At 64.1% G+C, this 16,348-nt stretch carries 12 protein-coding genes; 8 read left to right on the plus strand and 4 right to left on the minus strand.

Annotation, left to right across the window (positions count from 1 at the left end):
• Position 1: 1 nt before the first annotated feature.
• Positions 2-1,351, minus strand: coding sequence for a methyl-accepting chemotaxis protein (locus tag BM315_RS05065; protein ID WP_425287767.1), 1,350 nt, complete (start codon positions 1,349-1,351; stop codon positions 2-4).
• 46 nt (positions 1,352-1,397) lie between these two features.
• Positions 1,398-2,084 carry a TIGR04211 family SH3 domain-containing protein gene (locus BM315_RS05070; protein WP_090498478.1) on the minus strand — a complete coding sequence of 229 codons (687 nt, stop codon included), beginning with the start codon at positions 2,082-2,084 and terminating at the stop codon, positions 1,398-1,400.
• 508 nt (positions 2,085-2,592) lie between these two features.
• Here BM315_RS05070 and BM315_RS05075 point away from each other — a divergent pair.
• Together BM315_RS05075 and BM315_RS05080 are read left to right on the plus strand one after the other, a co-directional pair.
• Positions 2,593-2,871 (plus strand): hypothetical protein, encoded by a 279-nt coding sequence (locus BM315_RS05075; RefSeq protein ID WP_090498479.1) that lies wholly within the window; start codon positions 2,593-2,595, stop codon positions 2,869-2,871.
• A gap of 47 nt (positions 2,872-2,918) precedes the next feature.
• Positions 2,919-3,125, plus strand: coding sequence for a DUF2905 family protein (locus tag BM315_RS05080; RefSeq protein WP_090498481.1), 207 nt, complete (start codon positions 2,919-2,921; stop codon positions 3,123-3,125).
• Positions 3,126-3,146: 21 nt separating this feature from the next.
• Here the strand turns inward: BM315_RS05080 and BM315_RS05085 are convergent, their stop codons facing one another.
• Complete coding sequence (locus BM315_RS05085; RefSeq protein WP_244527251.1) at positions 3,147-4,172, minus strand: substrate-binding domain-containing protein; 1,026 nt, start codon at positions 4,170-4,172, stop codon at positions 3,147-3,149.
• A 409-nt stretch (positions 4,173-4,581) separates the two neighbouring features.
• On the opposite strand from BM315_RS05085, the gene putA reads away from it, so the two are divergent.
• The 5 genes from putA (at position 4,582) to BM315_RS05110 (ending at position 12,672) form a co-directional block, all read left to right on the plus strand.
• Complete coding sequence (putA, locus tag BM315_RS05090; protein ID WP_090498483.1) at positions 4,582-7,761, plus strand: bifunctional proline dehydrogenase/L-glutamate gamma-semialdehyde dehydrogenase PutA; 3,180 nt, start codon at positions 4,582-4,584, stop codon at positions 7,759-7,761.
• 253 nt (positions 7,762-8,014) lie between these two features.
• A complete protein-coding gene (putP, locus tag BM315_RS05095) occupies positions 8,015-9,505 on the plus strand; it encodes a sodium/proline symporter PutP (protein ID WP_090498485.1) in 1,491 nt (496 codons plus the stop codon).
• Between the two features lie 360 nt (positions 9,506-9,865).
• Positions 9,866-10,156: a GYD domain-containing protein gene (locus tag BM315_RS05100; protein WP_090498487.1), complete on the plus strand. Its 291-nt coding sequence runs from the start codon at positions 9,866-9,868 to the stop codon at positions 10,154-10,156.
• 282 nt (positions 10,157-10,438) lie between these two features.
• The gene (locus tag BM315_RS05105) at positions 10,439-11,566 is read left to right on the plus strand and encodes a redoxin domain-containing protein (RefSeq protein ID WP_090498489.1); all 1,128 of its coding nucleotides are present in this window, start codon (positions 10,439-10,441) and stop codon (positions 11,564-11,566) included.
• A gap of 176 nt (positions 11,567-11,742) precedes the next feature.
• Entirely contained in the window at positions 11,743-12,672 is a 930-nt protein-coding gene (locus BM315_RS05110) for a LysR substrate-binding domain-containing protein (protein ID WP_090498492.1), read from the plus strand.
• A gap of 348 nt (positions 12,673-13,020) precedes the next feature.
• Here BM315_RS05110 and BM315_RS05115 read toward each other — a convergent pair whose 3' ends face one another.
• Positions 13,021-14,724: a BCCT family transporter gene (locus tag BM315_RS05115; protein WP_090498494.1), complete on the minus strand. Its 1,704-nt coding sequence runs from the start codon at positions 14,722-14,724 to the stop codon at positions 13,021-13,023.
• 423 nt (positions 14,725-15,147) lie between these two features.
• Here BM315_RS05115 and BM315_RS05120 point away from each other — a divergent pair, with 423 nt between their 5' ends.
• Positions 15,148-16,338 carry an aromatic ring-hydroxylating oxygenase subunit alpha gene (locus BM315_RS05120; RefSeq protein ID WP_170862164.1) on the plus strand — a complete coding sequence of 397 codons (1,191 nt, stop codon included), beginning with the start codon at positions 15,148-15,150 and terminating at the stop codon, positions 16,336-16,338.
• Positions 16,339-16,348: the final 10 nt, after the last annotated feature.

The raw sequence follows: 16,348 nt of genomic DNA on the forward strand, positions 1-16,348 counted from the left end.
ATTATCCCGTCAGATGAGCCAGATGGTGGGCGATGGTGCGCGCCTGATCGGCGGCCTGCAGGTTGTCGGCATTGCCCTGGCGGACGCGGTCGGCCAGTTCGGCGATCTCCGCCACGGCCTTGCCCTGTTGTTCGGTACTGACCGCGACCTGATCCACCTGCCCGGTCAATTGCAGGGTGCGCTGTTGCACCTGATCGAGCAGGCGGCGCACCGCTTCTGAGCTGTCGGCGCTGCGATGGGCCAGATCGGTCAGGTCGGACATCTGCAGCGTGGCGTCCTTGATGTGCTGTTGCACCGACTCGATGTTGCGGCTGATCTCCGCCGCCGACTCCTGGCTGTGCAGGGCCAGGCGGCGCACTTCATCGGCCACCACGGCGAAGCCACGGCCGCTTTCGCCCGCACGCGCCGCTTCGATGGCGGCATTCAGGGCGAGCAGGTTGGTTTGCGTGGCAATCGCGCGGATGGTGCCGGACATTTCATTGATGGTGCGCGAGTTGCTGTTCAGTTGCAGGATCAGTTGGTTGGTGCTGATGGCTTGCTGCGCCATCTCGGACACCTGTCGCACCAGATTGGTGAGCTGCTCGATGCCGTCGGCCAGTTGTGCGCTGGCCACCACGCTGGTCTGCCGCGACTCATCGGCCAGCGCCGCCACCTGCACGATGCTCACATTCAGTTGTTCCACCGCCGCTGCCGCGATTGTGGCCGATTCGCTTTGCCCCTCGGCATTGCGGGTCACCAGTGCGGCGCTCTGCTCGAGTTCCTGCGAGGAGTGGGATATCTCGTCCAGGCGCTGCTGCAACAGCTGTTGTTGCCGTTGCTCGCGGTTCAGCCACTGCTGAAAGCTGCGGCCGAGCGGCTGCAGCAACAGCCACTGGCCAGCGCTGCCGGCGTCCTGGACGCCATGCTGGGCGGCATCTTCACAGTAGCGTTGCAACTGCCCGATCTCCTCCAGCAGCAGCCACAGGCTGGCAATCGCCAGGTAGGCCAGCACTGCCCACAGCGGCTCTACCGGCAGCGTTGGCGCCGCCAGGGTGGTGGTGGCGCCCGCCAGGGCAAGCGCCAGCAGCGTGCGCAGCATGCCGCCGAAGCCCAGCTCGCGCAGCAGCAAGAATGCAGGGTAGGTAAGCCACTTCATGTGCCTGAATCTCCAACGCGGTAGCCAAAAAAACGCCTGAAGCCTCTGCGAAATAGCCGCAGCGGATTCAGGCGCCTTTGCCTTGCAGGAGCGAATCCTGCGGATGTGATTGGTTGGATAGCAAGAGTGATGCCAGTGGCTACCGGTGTTGTTCACGCTGGCGCTCGGCCGCTGTCGCTGGGGGCTTGGAAGCCCGCGAAGACTGCCCCGAAGCATTCTGCTGCTAGCGCAGGCCGGAGCAGTTGCGGAGTCCGGCAGGGGTTCAGAACCAGCGGTCGTTGCGCTTGCGGCCCCGGGTCATAGCCGGCAGGATCAGCCCGAGGAGCAGACCGGCGCCAGCGATACCGGCGCCGTAGATCAGGTAGCGCATCAATAGCTGACTGTTCTCATCGCCCAGGCGCGCCTGCGCGGTGCGAAGCTCGGATTGGCTCGCGGTCAGCTCGGCGTTGAGGGCCTTGCGCTGCGCTTGCAGTTCCTCGATCAACGCCTTGCGCGAGTCCAGGGTTTCCTGCAGGCCCTGGGTCCGGGCCTTCCAGCCGTCGTCGATGGTCTTGAGCTGGTCGCTGAGCTCGGCCACTTGCTGCACCAGTTGCGGCAAACGCTCGGCCTGGCCGGGCATGTCCTGCAGATCCCTGCTGGGAATCCAGACGCTGCTGCCGGACTCGCTGCGGACCCGGCTGTAGTCGCCCTGGGTGCTGATCAGCTCGACCTTCTGCCCGGACTGGAGGGTGCCGACTATGCGATAGCCGTCAGTCGGACCGCTGCGTACATAGGTGTGCAGCGTGTCGCTGACCCAGCGCTGATTGCCGGCGGCCTCCTGAGCATGGGTCGGGGCGCAGACCGCGAGCAGCGCGCCGAGCAGGCCGGCGCCCAAGGCTCGGCGCCGCGCACGGGGCTGAAGGCCGACAAGACGAGAGACAAGTACAAAAAGATGGCGGGATAGGGACATGATGACTTCACATAGAAGAGGAAAAGATAAAGGCTCCGATGGCCACGCAGTAATCGATGGGGCAATAGTTTGATAAGGCCCTGAAGCCGTAGCGACGGCTTTTGGCACGACTGGGGGGCGCCCCTTCTTCCGGAAGGGACTCATGGCCCGTTGTGCCATCTCCAGATGACAGACACCTCGAGTGGCCTCGGGTTCACTAACGGCCGCTAGGAGTCGTGCAGGCCAGGCTTGGCTGTTTCCCGCTGCTAGTGTGCGAGCTCGGAATTATGGTTTCGATGACACCGGCTCGTAGGGTGCGCCATGCGCACCAGGAGTTGTCAGCGGTGCGCACGGCCTGTGCGGCGGGGTACAGCAGGCAAAATCGACGCGAAGCGGCTGGTGGCGACTGGCAGAGCGCGGTCAGGAGCTGCCCTTCGGCATCAATACCGTGGTCTGTGTGCGCCTGATTGTTCTGATTGTTCTCTCCGCTATCCTAGGAGTAGCCGAGCAGTCGATATGAGGTCGTGCCATGAGCCACAAACACCAGAACCTCCTGCACTCGATTTTCCAGGGGCAGTTGCCGAGCAACGTCCACTGGCGGGAGGTCGAGTCTTTGCTGCATCACCTCGGGGCCACCATCGAACCCGTTCTCGGCGCGCGTTTTCGTGTGGTGTTGAACCAGTACGAGTTCTTTCTGCACCACCCGCACCACAGCAATGAGTGCAGCCGGCAGGAAATCAAGCACCTGCGCGAATGCCTGGCCAGCGCCGGCATGACCCCGGCGGCCTATGACGAGAAGTTTGGCTGAGCGCGGCGGCAGGCGCCGGAGCGCATCGAAGGAGGCGTGAAACACTCATGGCGCGTTGGTTGATGATTGCCGGCCTGACGCTGTTGCTGCTCGGTGCGCTGCTGCATTTCGCGCCCGGGCTGCTGCACTGGTTCGGCCGTTTGCCGGGGGATATCCGCATCGAATCGCCCCGCGGCCGGGTATTCATTCCGCTGACTTCGCTGCTGCTGGTCAGCATCGTCCTGAGCCTGCTGGTCAACCTGTTCAGGCGCTAGCGGTTTTATCGCCTGAACGCCTCAGTCCGGTCGCCACAGTTGCAGGTAGCTGGCCTCGTGACTGGTATCCAGCTCGATGTTGATGGTCTCGCTCTCGCGCATTATCTCGGTGGTGACCAGCAGCGGCCGGGCGACGTAGCCGCTGGGCGGCTCGCCGGAGAAGGCGCGGTTCAGTTCGTCGACCACTTGCCAGCCGTGGGCACCGAGCGGTTCGGCAATGCTGGCGATCTGCTGGGACAGCCCGGAATGGATCCGCGCCAGCGCCCTGGCCGAGCCGTCACCGGCCGACACGTGGCGGATGTCCTGGCGCCCGAGCCGCGCCAGGGGCACATGGATATGGTCGAAATACACGTCATTGATCGCCAGGCTGTGGGTCCAGGCCGAGCCAAAGCGTTGCTGCAGTTGCCTGACCCGGCCGGCGATCTCCTCCGAAGCCCTGGCAATCGGCAGGTCCTCGACACTCAGCAGGCGACAGTTCGGGCACTCGCGGATGCGCCGGGCCATGCGCTCGGCCTTGGCCGTGGCAATGGCGAACTGGCTGTCGGTGAAGATCACCACACCGATCTCGTCCTCGCCGATGATCAGCTCCACGGCCAGGTCCGCTACCACCAACGGGTCGGTGGTGACGTTGCTGAACAGCCACTCGCTCGGTCCCGGCGTATCCCCGGCATGCCAGCCGACCAGGGTTATCTTGCGTCGCTGGAACTGCGCCGGCAGTTGCCCCAGCGCCTCCACGCCGAAACCGCCCAGCACCACGCCGTCCGGCGCCTGCTGCAGTGCCTGCTCGGCGATACGCCGCCATTCGGTGGCATCGCCATGCCCATCCAGTGCCTGCACCTGCCAACCGATCAGCCTGGCCGCCCGCTCGATGCTGCGATACACCGCGACCACCCCGCCGTTGCGAAAGTCGGAGGCGAGGAACACCACTCGCTTGCCCGCCAGCGCCACCGGCCCCTCCTTGGGCCCTGTCCAGTCGCCATGGCTGGCGATAACCAATAGGCCGAGCAGGCCGGCGACCAGCAGACGCAGCACGGCAGCAGCTTGCATGGCAGTCCTCCCTGCGCCCGGATAGCGCCCAACCCGAGCGTCCGTAGTCAGATTATTAATGGCTCTACGCTATGGAGCATAGCGGTTGCTGCCGGGCTGCAGCTGTCCAGGGGCACCGTAGCAGCGGGGAGACGTCCAGTTCCGTGCCCGCGACATCAGTTTCGCGGACATGGCCCGCTCCCACGGGAGCCGATCCCGAACGCCCGTTCGTCGTTAGTTCCCCTGCCCATAGCTTTTCGCAAAAACTCCAGAGCTTTCTGCAAGAAGTTGTCATGGCTATGCCACTAAATTTCACCACCCACTGTTAATCGTGTGGGCTCGCCATGCGTCGGTAGTCATACCGGCGCATCTGAGCTAGACCCATAGCAGCAGTTCCTACAACAACAGTCTCCACAAGAGGATGGGCGTGATGTTTAAAGCCAGTCACGTCTTGCAGGACGAGTTCCTTAACCGGATCTCTGCCGCCAAGGCCGCCGATTTTTTCCCTGTCATCAGCGCCAACTACAGCGTTGACGAGGCAGCCTATCTCACTGAGCTCTTGCAGCTCGCCGATCCCGGTGAGGCCGGCATCGAGGCTATCCGCCGCGGTGCCCGTACCCTGATTCAGGATGTACGCAGCCGGGACAATGCCGTCGATACCCTCGACGCACTGCTGCGTCAGTACAGCCTCGATACCCAGGAAGGGCTGATGCTCATGTGCCTGGCCGAGGCTTTGCTGCGCGTGCCGGATGCCGCCACCGCCGACGCGCTGATCCGCGACAAACTGAGTGCCGCCGAGTGGGAACGCCACCTCGGCAAGAGCGACAACGTGCTGGTCAATTTCGCCGCCTGGGGCCTGGTGATGACCGGCAAGGTGGTCGACCCGGACGCCGCCGACGGTCGGCCGAAGAAGGTCATCGGCCGCCTGATCCAGCGTTCCGGCGAGCCGGTGATCCGCGCCGCGATGAACCAGGCGATGAAGCTGATGGGCAAGCAGTTCGTGCTCGGTCGCAATATCGCCGAGGCGCTGAAGAACGGTCGTTCCGAGCGCGAAAAAGGCTACACCTATTCCTTCGACATGCTTGGCGAGGCGGCCTTGACTGCCGATGACGCCGAGAAGTACATGGCCGACTACCGCAAGGCCATCGATACCGTGGGGGCCGAGCCGCAGGTCGGTCCGGGGCCGAAGCCGTCGATCTCGATCAAGCTGTCGGCCCTGCATCCGCGTTACGAAGTGGCCCAGCGCGAGCGCGTGCTGACCGAGCTGTTCGCCAATGTGCTGGAACTGGCGGTGCGCGCGCGCAAACTGGGCGTCGGCATCTCGGTGGACGCCGAGGAAGCCGACCGCCTGGAACTGTCGCTGGAGCTGTACGAGAAGCTGATGCGCGACCCGGCCCTCAAAGGCTGGGGCGAATTCGGCCTGGTGGTGCAGGCCTACTCCAAGCGCTGCCTGCCGGTGCTGGTGTGGCTCACCCTGTTGGGCAAGGAACTCGGCGAGAAGATGCCGCTGCGCCTGGTCAAGGGCGCCTACTGGGACACCGAGATCAAGCAGTGCCAGGTCCAGGGCCTGGACGGCTACCCGGTGTTCACCCGCAAGGAAGGCACCGATACCTCCTACCTGACCTGCGCGCGCTTCCTGCTGTCGGAGTTCACCCGTGGGGTGATCTACCCGCAGTTCGCCAGCCACAACGCCCACACCGTCAGCTGCATCCTGGCGATGGCCGCCGAGCACCGGCAGCCGCGCGAGTTCGAGTTCCAGCGCCTGCACGGCATGGGCGACGCACTGTACGACACGGTGCTGGAAAAGCATGGCAAGACCGTGCGCATCTATGCCCCGGTCGGCGCGCACAAGGATCTGCTGCCCTACCTGGTCCGCCGCCTGCTGGAAAATGGCGCGAACTCCTCGTTCGTCCACCAGTTGGTCGACCCGAGCACGCCGATCGAGTCACTTCTCGATCATCCGGTGACGCAACTGCGCAAGTTCAAAACCCTCGCTAATGACAAAATCCCCCTTCCGCCTGCTCTGTTCGGTACCGCGCGGAAAAACTCCCAAGGCCTCAACATGAACATCCAGCAGTCTCTGGCTGAGCTTGAGCTCGCCTATCAGCCGCACCTCAACCGTCAATGGCAGGCCGCACCGGTGATCAACGGGCAGACGCTGCCCGGCACCGCGCAGGACGTGCACTGCCCCTATGAGCTGAGCAAGCTGGTCGGCAGCGCCCAGTTCGCCAGCGCCGCCCAGGCCGCCCAGGCGCTGGACGTGCTCAGCGCTGCCTGGCCGCGCTGGAATGCCACGCCGGTCGACCAGCGCGCGAGCATCCTCGAGCGCCTGGCCGATCTGCTCGAGAGCAACCGCGGCGAGCTGATGGCGCTGTGCACCCTGGAAGCCGGCAAGTCCATGCAGGACGGCATCGACGAAGTGCGCGAGGCCGTGGATTTCTGCCGTTACTACGCCCAGCAGGCGCGCCTGCGCCTGGGCCGCGAGGAGCTGAAAGGCCCGACCGGCGAGCGCAACGAACTGTTCCACGAAGGCCGTGGCATCTTCGTCTGCGTCAGCCCGTGGAACTTCCCCCTGGCCATCTACCTCGGCCAGATCGCCGCCGCCCTGGTCGCCGGTAACTGTGTGCTGGCCAAGCCGGCCGAGCAGACCAGCCTGATCGCCGCCCGTGCCCTGGAGCTGATGTTCGAGGCCGGCCTGCCGGCGGATGTGATCGCCTTCCTGCCCGGCGACGGCGCCACCCTCGGTGGCGTGTTCTGCCGTGATGCCCGGGTCGCCGGGGTGTGCTTCACCGGCTCCACCGACACGGCGCGGATCATCAACCGCCAGTTGGCCGAGAAGGCCGGGCCGATCGCCGCGCTGATCGCCGAGACCGGCGGGCAGAACGCGATGATCGTCGACTCCACCGCGCTGCCCGAGCAGGTGGTCAAGGATGCCGTGCAATCGGCCTTCACCAGCGCCGGCCAGCGTTGCTCGGCGCTGCGCGTGCTCTATGTACAGGCCGACATCGCCGAACGGGTGCTGGATCTGCTCAAGGGCGCCATGGCCGAACTGAAGGTCGGCCCGACCCAGCTGCGCGCAAGCGACGTCGGCCCGGTGATCGATGGCGAAGCCAAGGCGGGCCTGGACGCGCATATCGCCCAGCTCAAGGGCGAGGGCAAGCTGATCGCCGAAACGCCGCTGCCGGCTGGCCTGCACGGTCACTTCGTCGCGCCGGTGGCCTTCGAGATCGGCGGCATCGCCGAGCTGAAGAAGGAAAACTTCGGCCCCATCCTGCATATCGTGCGTTACCAGGCCAGCGAACTGGAGCAGGTGGTCGCCGCGATCAATGGCACCGGTTACGGCCTGACCCTCGGCGTGCATACCCGCAACGAGGAAACCGCCGAGCGCATCGAGGCCCTGGCGCGCGTCGGCAACCTCTACGTCAATCGCAACCAGATCGGCGCCGTGGTCGGCGTGCAGCCGTTCGGCGGTTGCGGCCTGTCCGGCACCGGACCGAAAGCCGGCGGCCCGAGCTACCTGCTGCGTTTCGTCAACGAACGTACCACCTCGGTCAACACCACGGCGGTGGGCGGCAACGCCTCGCTGCTGTCGCTGGTCGACGAGGACTAAGAGCTTGTGGGAGAGCACGCCTGCTGCGACCGCCCCTGGCGTCCGCTGCTGGCGTTGCGTTAAGCGAAAAACAGGAGACGCTCGGTATTTTTCCAAGCTCTGATTTTCAGGGGCAGGCTTACAAGGCCAGTCCCGCCTCCGGCCAGATGGTCAGGCGTGCACCTGGTCGGTGGTTTCAAGGCAGTGGCCGCATACAGCGGTCGCTTAACAACTAGAGTCACGGCCCGAGCCGTGCCAACAAGAGAACAACAAGATGAACGAGCAGAACGTTTTTGTTGTAGGGGTGACCTTCGTGGTCTACCTGGTGATGATGTTGTGGCTGGGTCTGGTGGCCTACAAACGCACCAGCAATTTGTCCGATTACATCCTCGGCGGCCGTTCCATCGGCCCGACCACCGCGGCGTTGTCGGCTGGCGCTTCCGACATGAGTGGCTGGCTGCTGCTGGGCTTGCCGGGCTACGCCCTGGCCGCTGGTTTCGAAGCCACCTGGATCGCCGTCGGCCTGCTGGCCGGCACCTGGCTGAACTGGTTGTTCGTGGCCCAGCGTCTGCGTGTGTATTCGCACACGGCCAATGATTCGGTGACCATGCCGTCCTACTTCGAGAATCGTTTCAACGACAAATCCCGCGCCCTGCGCGTGGTGTCGGCGTTGATCATCCTGACCTTCTTCCTGTTCTATACCAGCTCCGGCCTGGTGGCGTCCGGCAAGCTGTTCGAAACCGTGTTCGGTCTCGATTACCCGATTGCCGTGGTGATCGGTACCCTGGCGGTGGTGTCCTACACCCTGTTCGGCGGCTTCCTCGCCGTGGCCTGGACCGACGTGGTGCAAGGCCTGCTGATGGCCGCGGCGCTGGTGCTGGTGCCGGTATTCGCGCTCAATGCCGTGGGTGGCGTGGATGCCGCGCATCTGGCGATTGCGGCGAAGAATCCCGAGTTGTTGACTTTCTTCAACGATGTCAAGGGCGAGCCGCTGGGCATCATCGCGATCCTCTCGCTGCTCGGTTGGGGCCTGGGCTACTTCGGCCAGCCGCATATCCTCGCGCGTTTCAAGGCGATCTCCGACGACAAGGACATTCCGACCGCGCGCCGCATCGCGGTGAGCTGGACCGCCCTGACCCTGATCGCCGCCCTGGCCATCGGCTGGATTGGCATCGGCTATCTGGAAACCGATCTGGGCGACGCCGAAACCGTGTTCATGGTCCTGGTCAACAGCCTGTTCCACCCGGTAGTGGCCGGTATTCTGATGGCCGCCGTGCTGGCTGCGATCATGTCCACCGCCGACTCGCAACTGCTGGTCAGCTCCTCGGCCCTGGCCGAGGACTTCTACAAGGCCATCCTCAAGAAAGATGCAGGCGACGCCGAGCTGGTATGGATCGGCCGTGGCGCCGTGGTGCTGATCGCCATCATCGCCCTGGTCTTGGCGCTGAACCCGGATACCACCGTCCTGGGTCTGGTGTCCTACGCCTGGGCCGGCTTCGGCGCCGCCTTCGGCCCGGCCATCCTGCTGTCGCTGTACTGGAATCGGATGAACCGCAATGGCGCCCTGGCCGGCATCATTCTCGGCGGCGTGACCGTGGTGGTCTGGAAGCAACTGGCAAGCCTGGGCGGTATCTTCGGTCTGTACGAAATCATCCCCGGCTTCATCCTGGCCAGCGTCGGCATCGTCGTCGTCAGCCTGCTGAGCGAAGAGCCGGAGGCTGCGCTGCAAGTCCAGTTCGACGAGGTCGGGCGCAAGCTGGCCTGATCCGCTGGGATTCATCCCCGCCTGCAGCCGGTCGTCTGCAGGCGGGGCGCTCGAGTCAGGATCTGGCTCGGGCCCCACGACGACCCGATAGTGCTTTGCCGGCTCACACCCCGTTGTGTTGGGCCGGTTTTTTTTGCCTGGGCGGATCAGTGGTCGTGCGGGTGCTGCGGCGGCCTGCTATGCCTGACAAGGCACACTGGCGGAACGCAACCATGCTTCGGTCCGCGCGGTGCTGCGCAAGCAACAGGCTCAAGTAATCGATGGTCGGACTCGCGGATTTGGAAGAATGGCGGCCCTCTTCCAGGTAATCGCTGCCGGCTCTGTGACCGCCATTCAGCAACCCTGACAAGGGGTGTAATCATGGCAACCTTCATCTCGCTGGTTAATTTCACCGATCAGGGCATTCGGGCGGTCAAGGACTCACCGGATCGCTTTCAGGCATTCAAGGCGCTGGGGCAAACGCTGGGCATAGAGGTCAAGGCCGTCTATTGGACCGTGGGCAGTTACGACCTGGTGCTGATCGTCGAGGGGGACGAGGAGGCAGCCATCTCGCTGCTGTTGAAAGTAGGCTCGCTCGGCAATACGCGCAGCCAGACACTGCGTGGCTTCTCGGAGCAGGAGATGCGCAAGATCATCGGCAATATGCCTTAGCGTGAATGATGTGCCGCAGGTGCACAACAGCGGCAGTCGTGTAGCGGCCCCACCCTTGGTGCGGGCCGTTTTTTATCGAGGCGATGGCGCTCGCCGCATTTCCCGCCGCCCGGGGCGTCAGACCCGCCAGATGCTGCCAGAGCCCTGGGGCGCTTGCAGGCTATCCTGCGAGTCGCCCCGCAAGGCCCGTCGGGCATCAATCGGTTCGCCAGCTATTCTTGTTAGCAACCCTTGGCTAAATCGGCAGGCGGCCTGGTTCTGCCGCCAGCGAGGCTGATGATAATGCGCACCGCACTCCTTGGCTTGGGCGAGCCTGCCCCGTGGTTCACCTGTCGTACCGAGACCCGTGAGCGCTTCGTGTTCGATACGGTCGCTGGTCGTTATGTGGTGCTGTGTTTCTTCGGTTCCGCCGCCGAGCCCGGCAGTGCCCAGTTGCTCAGGCAACTGGCTGCGAGTCGCCAGCGTTTCGATGATGCCAACCTGTGCTTTTTCGGGGTCACGGTCGATCCCGAGGACGAGCGCCAGCAACGGGTGCGCACGGCTTTGCCGGGGGTGCGCTATATCTGGGATTTCGATCGCCAGGTGAGCGAACTCTATGGGGCGCTGCAGCCGGATGGCGGCTACCGCCGGGTCACCTATGTCCTCGATCCGATGTTGCGCGTGCTCGCGGTACTGCCGTTCCAGGCTTCCACGGATCTGCACATGCCCGCTTTGCTGGCGGTGCTCGATCGCCTGCCAGCCATCGGCCCGTCATTTCCGGTTGCGCCCAGGGCTCCGGTGCTGGTCTTGCCCAGGGTGTTCGAGCCCAAGCTGTGCCAGGCCCTGATCGACTACTACCGTAACCACGGCGGAGAACCCTCCGGTTTCATGCAGGATATCGATGGCCGGACGCAGCTGGTGCATGGTCAGGATCACAAGAGTCGGCGCGACTGTACGTTGGCGGACGAGGAGTTGCGCCAGGCTTGTCGACGGCGCATCCAGGAGCGGGTGGCGCCTGAAATCCACAAGGCATTCCAGTTTCGCGCCACGCGCATGGAGCGCTACCTGATCGGCTGTTACGAGGCCGGCGAGGGCGGGCATTTCCGTGCGCACCGCGACAACACCACCAAAGGCACGGCACACCGCCGTTTCGCCATTTCCCTGTTTCTCAACAGCGGTGACTACGAGGGCGGTTTTCTGCGTTTCCCCGAATTCGGCCCAGGGCTGTATACGGCGCCGCCTGGAGGTGCGGTGGTGTTCTCCTGCGGCTTGCTGCATGAGGCCAGTCCGGTCACCCATGGCCAGCGCTATATGTTTCTGCCGTTTCTCTACGACGAACAGGCGCGGCGAATCCGCGAGGAAAATCAGGCGTTTCTCGATGCCGGGCCTGACCCGGCAGCGCCGTCTGGCACGCCGGGGGAGGCCTGTTAGCCCGGGTGCCCGCAGCCGCCCTCGGGCACTTTCCGCTGTGAGGCGTGCTCGCCTTGAGGGGTTCGCCTTACCTGCGCTGGCTATATCGGGCGGCATGCCAACTTGCCCCTGTGTTTGCCGCCAGCATGGTTCTAAACTGCTTGGACATAACTAAAACATTGCGTGACCTTGCCTGCATGAAAATTCATCCACTGCCTCCGCTCAATAGCCTGGTGGCATTTGAAGCCGCTGCGCGCCATTTGAGCTTTACCCTGGCCGCCCAGGAACTGAACGTCACCCAGGGCGCGATCAGCCGTCAGGTGCGTTTGCTCGAGGATTACCTGGGCAAGACCCTGTTCGAGCGCACCACCCGGGCGATCAACCTGAGCCCGACCGGCAGTCAGTACTACGATACCGTGCGCGACGCGCTCATGCAGGTGGCCCAGGCCACCGGCGAGATTCGCCACTGGCGTGGCGCTCAGCAGGTGACGGTGGCCACCAGCACGGCCATGGCCTCGTTGTGGCTGCTGCCCAAGGTGGCCGAGTTCCAGCGCGACAATGAAGAGATCGACCTGCGCATCATCGCCTATGACCACGTCAAGGAGTTCGCCCGCCTGGATTGTGACCTGGCGCTGTACTACTGCCGCACGCCGCCCAAGGATATTCAGGTCACGCCGCTGTTTTCCGAGGAGGTGTTTCCTGTGTGCAGCCCTGGCTACCTGGCCAAACACCCCGGGTTGCACGAGCCGCAGCAGCTGGCGGCCTGTACCTGGTTGTGGCTGGAGGATCCGCAGCGCGACTGGATCGGCTGGCCCGAGTGGTTTCAGCGGCTCGGGCTGAAGGCGCTGGAGCCCAAGCGGCGGATCAATATCAACAGCTACTCGATGCTGATCCAGTCGGCGCTGAGTGGCCAGGGCATCGCCCTGGGCTGGTCGAATCTGGTCGATAACCACCTGCAGAGCGGGGCGCTGGTGCGACCGGTCGAGACCGTGCTGAACACCGAGGCGCAGTTTTGCCTGCTCGAACCATACAGCCGCGGTCTCGGCCGGCAGAGCGTCCAGCGCTTTCGCAGCTGGTTGCTCGAGCAGTTGCCGGCGTCACTTGCCGAGGGGCAAGGCGAGGGGTGAGAGATTGCCCGCTGTCTTCGACGGAGCGCTGTCGCGCAGAAAACCGTAGGTATTCGTGTCTATGGGCTATTGGGCACCCGTAGGCGCGGCGGGGACGCCCAGTCCCATGGCCGCGAAAGGCCGCAAGCCCGTCAGAATATTCGCGGCTAAAGCCCCTCCCACAAGAACACCGCCGTACCCCGTAGGAGCGGGGGGGACGCCCAGTTCCATGCCCGCGAAATCCATCGCGGCCATGGGCCGCTCCTACAGAAAACTGCGGTGTCCGCTAACGCTGAAACGACCGCTGCCGCGGGCTTGTGGCCGGCGGCAGCGGTCGCTGGAGCGGGTGCGCTGCGTGCAGCGCGGTCGTTAGCAGGCCTTGCGTGCGTGTAACGCCAGTGGCGAGGCCCCGCCCAGGACAGGGACAGGCTGGTTGGCCGTCTCGTCTTCGGCGTGTTCCCGGGTTGCATAGTGGCTGCCCGGCAGCGGCGTGGGCAGGCCGCTGAAACCTTCCTGACGCAGGCAGCGCATCAGGCTGTAGCTCATCAGCAGGATGAACACGGCGATCGGCAAGCCCGCGGCGATCGAGGCCATCTGGATGGTCTTCAGGCCGCCGGCATACAGCAGGCCCATGGCGATAAAGGCCTGCAGCACGCCCCAGAGCACGCGAATACCTTGCGGCGGTTCCGGGTGTCCGGCGGCGCACAGGGTACAGAGCACCAGGGTGCCGGAGTCGGCTGAGGTGATGAAGTAGGTCGCCAGCATCAGGCAAACCAGCACGCTGAGCAGTTGCCCCAGTAGGCCGCCGTCGATCTTCTTCAGCAGGGTGAACATCGCCGAGGTGGTTTCCGCCTTGGTCGCGGTCAGCACGTCGCCGCCCTGGAACACCGCCGCCTCGCCAACCAGTTGGCCGCTCTCGACCTGCTGCTGATGCAGTGCGCGGTCGTCCTGTTCGGCTTTCAGGGCCGAGCCGCCGAGTACCGACATCCACACGATGGTCACCAGGGTCGGCACCAGCAGGGTGCCGGCGACCAGTTCGCGGATGGTGCGGCCACGGGAAACCCGGGCGATGAACAGGCCGACGAAGGGCCCCCAGGTCATCCACCAGGGCCAGTAGAAGGCGGTCCACCAGTTCTGCCAGCCGCCGTCTTTCTGGGTGTCGCTCCACACGCTCAGGCCGACGATGTTCTGCAGATAATCACCGCTGCTTTCCAGCATCAGGTTGAGCAGGTAGCGGGTCGGGCCGAGCAACAGGACCACGCCGACCAGCAGGATCGACAGCAGCATGTTCCATTCCGACAAGCGACGGATGCCGCGCGAAACCCCGGACATCACCGAGAGAATGGCGCAACCGCTGATCAGCGCAATCATCAGGGCCTGCACGCCGAAATTGATCGGCAGGCCGAACACCTGATTGAAGCCGGTGTTGATCTGGGTGACGCCGAGGCCCAGCGACTGGGATACGCCAAAGGCAGTGATGGCCACGGCGAGAATATCCACGGCGTGGCCGATGGGGCCGTAGATGCGCTTGCCGATCAGGGGGTAGAGGATCGAGCGCATGCTCAGGGGCAGGCCCTTGCGATAGGCGAAGTAGGCCAGGGCCAGGCCGACCATGGTGAAGATCGCCCAGGGGTGCAGGCCCCAGTGGAACAGGGTGAGGCGCATGGCCGCGGTGGCCGCCTCGTCGCTCAGGGCTTCGGCGAACGGGTTGCCGGCGTAATGCCACATGGGTTCGGCCACCGACCAGAAAATCAGGCCGATACCCATGCCGCCGCTGAACAGCATGGCGATCCATGAGCTGAAGGCAAACTCCGGGCGCTCGTCGTCGCGGCCCAGGCGGATATGGCCGAAGCGGCTGACCATCAGGTACAGCAGCAGGCCGAGCACGCCGCTGACCAGGCTCAGGTAGAACCACTTGAAGTTGTCGAGGATGAAATCCGAGGTGTGCTGGAAGAAGGCGCCAGCCTGTTCGGCGAGTACTGCGCAAAGCACTACGAAGCCGATGACCAGGAGCTTGGAGGCCACGGTTACGGTGGGGTTTAGGCCCTTGAACAGGCCTGCCTGTGCACGCATTGCAATGTCCCCTTTTATTGTTGGTAAGGGTTTTTGTGGTGCAAGCCGGGGGCGTGGGGGGGACAGCTGCAGACTCGGCCAATCCGGCGAAGGCAGTCGCTCAAGGCGCGGGTCAGCAGGTGGAACCCTCAGGCTCGGTTGCCCTGTTTCAGGGGACAAAGTGACGGTTCGGACGATTGCCCAACAAACCATTTATTTTCATTGATTGATGAGTTTTAAACATTAATCAGCTGCGCACTTCGGCCAATGGGCTGCTGTTGGTCTGAGCGGGCGGCGATTGTTTATTCATGAGAAAAAGTCATTAACGAGTCTGTAATTATCGTTTGTCGAACAATCCCCCGGTTCTCGAAACTCGCTGCCAACGGACCTTGGCCAGTGTGCCTGCCGATCATCAATTACCGTGCCTTGCAGGGGAGAACAACAATGAACAATTCCATCTCTCAACGTATTCCTGTGCAACAACTGGAACGCGTACTCAATCCGATCGACCAGGCCACCGGGCTTGGCAACGAGTTCTACACCGAGCAGCGTTACTTTGAATTGGAGCGCGATCAGGTCATGGGCAAGACCTGGGCCTGCGTCGGTTTCGCCAGCGACCTGGTGAACAATGGCTCGGTCAAGCCGGTCGACTTCATGGGCCTGCCGCTGCTGCTGATGCGCAACCGCGAGGGCCTGGTGCAGGTGTTCCATAACGTCTGCAGCCACCGCGGCATGAAGCTGGTGCAGGAAGAGGGTGAAGTGCAGGGCGTGATCCGCTGCCCCTACCATTCCTGGACCTATGACCTCAACGGCGGTCTCAAGGGCACCCCGCACGTCGGCGGTATCGACAAGCACAAGGATGAGCGTTTCGCCTGCGAGAAGCACGGCCTGAAAGCCCTGCGCAGTGCGATCTGGATGGACATGCTGTTCGTCAACCTGTCCGGCGACGCCCAACCGCTGGAGGAGATGCTCGCGCCACTGACCGCGCGCTGGAGCCAGTTCCTCGGCGCCGACGGCATGGAGCTGCTGCGCCGCCGCCCGGGCTTTGATTCCACCACCCTGGATATCAACTGCAACTGGAAGCTGGCGGTGGAGAACTACTGCGAGGCCTACCACCTGCCGTGGGTGCACCCGAGCCTGAATACCTATTCGCGCCTGGAAGACCACTACAACATCCTGTTCGACGAGCGCTTCGCCGGCCAGGGCAGCTACGCCTACAACCTGTCGGACGTGGCCGGTACCCACCTGCCGAAGTTCCCCAGCTGGCCGCAGGATCGTCTGCGCAACGCCGAATACGTGGCCTTCTTCCCCAACGTGCTGCTCGGCATCCAGGCCGATCACGCCTTCGCCATGCAGCTGGAGCCGGTCGCGCCGGGCCGCACCATCGAGCACCTGCGCCTGTTCTATGTCGGCGACGAGGCCCTGGGCGACGAGTACGCCGCCTGCCGCAACGCCATTCTGGAGTCCTGGAAAGTGGTGTTCGCCGAGGACATCAGTTCGGTCGAAGGCATGCAGAAAGGCCGTCACTCGCCGGGTTACAGCGGCGGCGCCTTCTCCCCGGAGATGGACATCCCGACCCACTTCTTCCACCAGTGGGCGGCCCGTCAGCTGCTCGAAACCACGCCGTCCGCCTGAGGAAGTTGCC

The organism is Pseudomonas borbori (assembly GCF_900115555.1).
Taxonomy (GTDB): Bacteria; Pseudomonadota; Gammaproteobacteria; order Pseudomonadales; family Pseudomonadaceae; genus Aquipseudomonas; species Aquipseudomonas borbori.

What these genes read in the sequence shown, in the direction of transcription:
- BM315_RS05075 (WP_090498479.1), top strand. Translation starts at nt 2,593, where the DNA reads ATGAGCCACAAACACCAGAACCTCCTGCACTCGATTTTCCAGGGGCAG.
- BM315_RS05065 (WP_425287767.1), bottom strand. Translation starts at nt 1,351, where the DNA reads ATGCTTCGGGGCAGTCTTCGCGGGCTTCCAAGCCCCCAGCGACAGCGG.
- putA (WP_090498483.1), top strand. Translation starts at nt 4,582, where the DNA reads ATGTTTAAAGCCAGTCACGTCTTGCAGGACGAGTTCCTTAACCGGATC.
- BM315_RS05070 (WP_090498478.1), bottom strand. Translation starts at nt 2,084, where the DNA reads ATGTCCCTATCCCGCCATCTTTTTGTACTTGTCTCTCGTCTTGTCGGC.
- BM315_RS05120 (WP_170862164.1), top strand. Translation starts at nt 15,148, where the DNA reads ATGAACAATTCCATCTCTCAACGTATTCCTGTGCAACAACTGGAACGC.
- BM315_RS05115 (WP_090498494.1), bottom strand. Translation starts at nt 14,724, where the DNA reads ATGCGTGCACAGGCAGGCCTGTTCAAGGGCCTAAACCCCACCGTAACC.
- BM315_RS05085 (WP_244527251.1), bottom strand. Translation starts at nt 4,172, where the DNA reads ATGCAAGCTGCTGCCGTGCTGCGTCTGCTGGTCGCCGGCCTGCTCGGC.
- BM315_RS05080 (WP_090498481.1), top strand. Translation starts at nt 2,919, where the DNA reads ATGGCGCGTTGGTTGATGATTGCCGGCCTGACGCTGTTGCTGCTCGGT.
- BM315_RS05110 (WP_090498492.1), top strand. Translation starts at nt 11,743, where the DNA reads ATGAAAATTCATCCACTGCCTCCGCTCAATAGCCTGGTGGCATTTGAA.
- BM315_RS05105 (WP_090498489.1), top strand. Translation starts at nt 10,439, where the DNA reads ATGCGCACCGCACTCCTTGGCTTGGGCGAGCCTGCCCCGTGGTTCACC.
- BM315_RS05100 (WP_090498487.1), top strand. Translation starts at nt 9,866, where the DNA reads ATGGCAACCTTCATCTCGCTGGTTAATTTCACCGATCAGGGCATTCGG.
- putP (WP_090498485.1), top strand. Translation starts at nt 8,015, where the DNA reads ATGAACGAGCAGAACGTTTTTGTTGTAGGGGTGACCTTCGTGGTCTAC.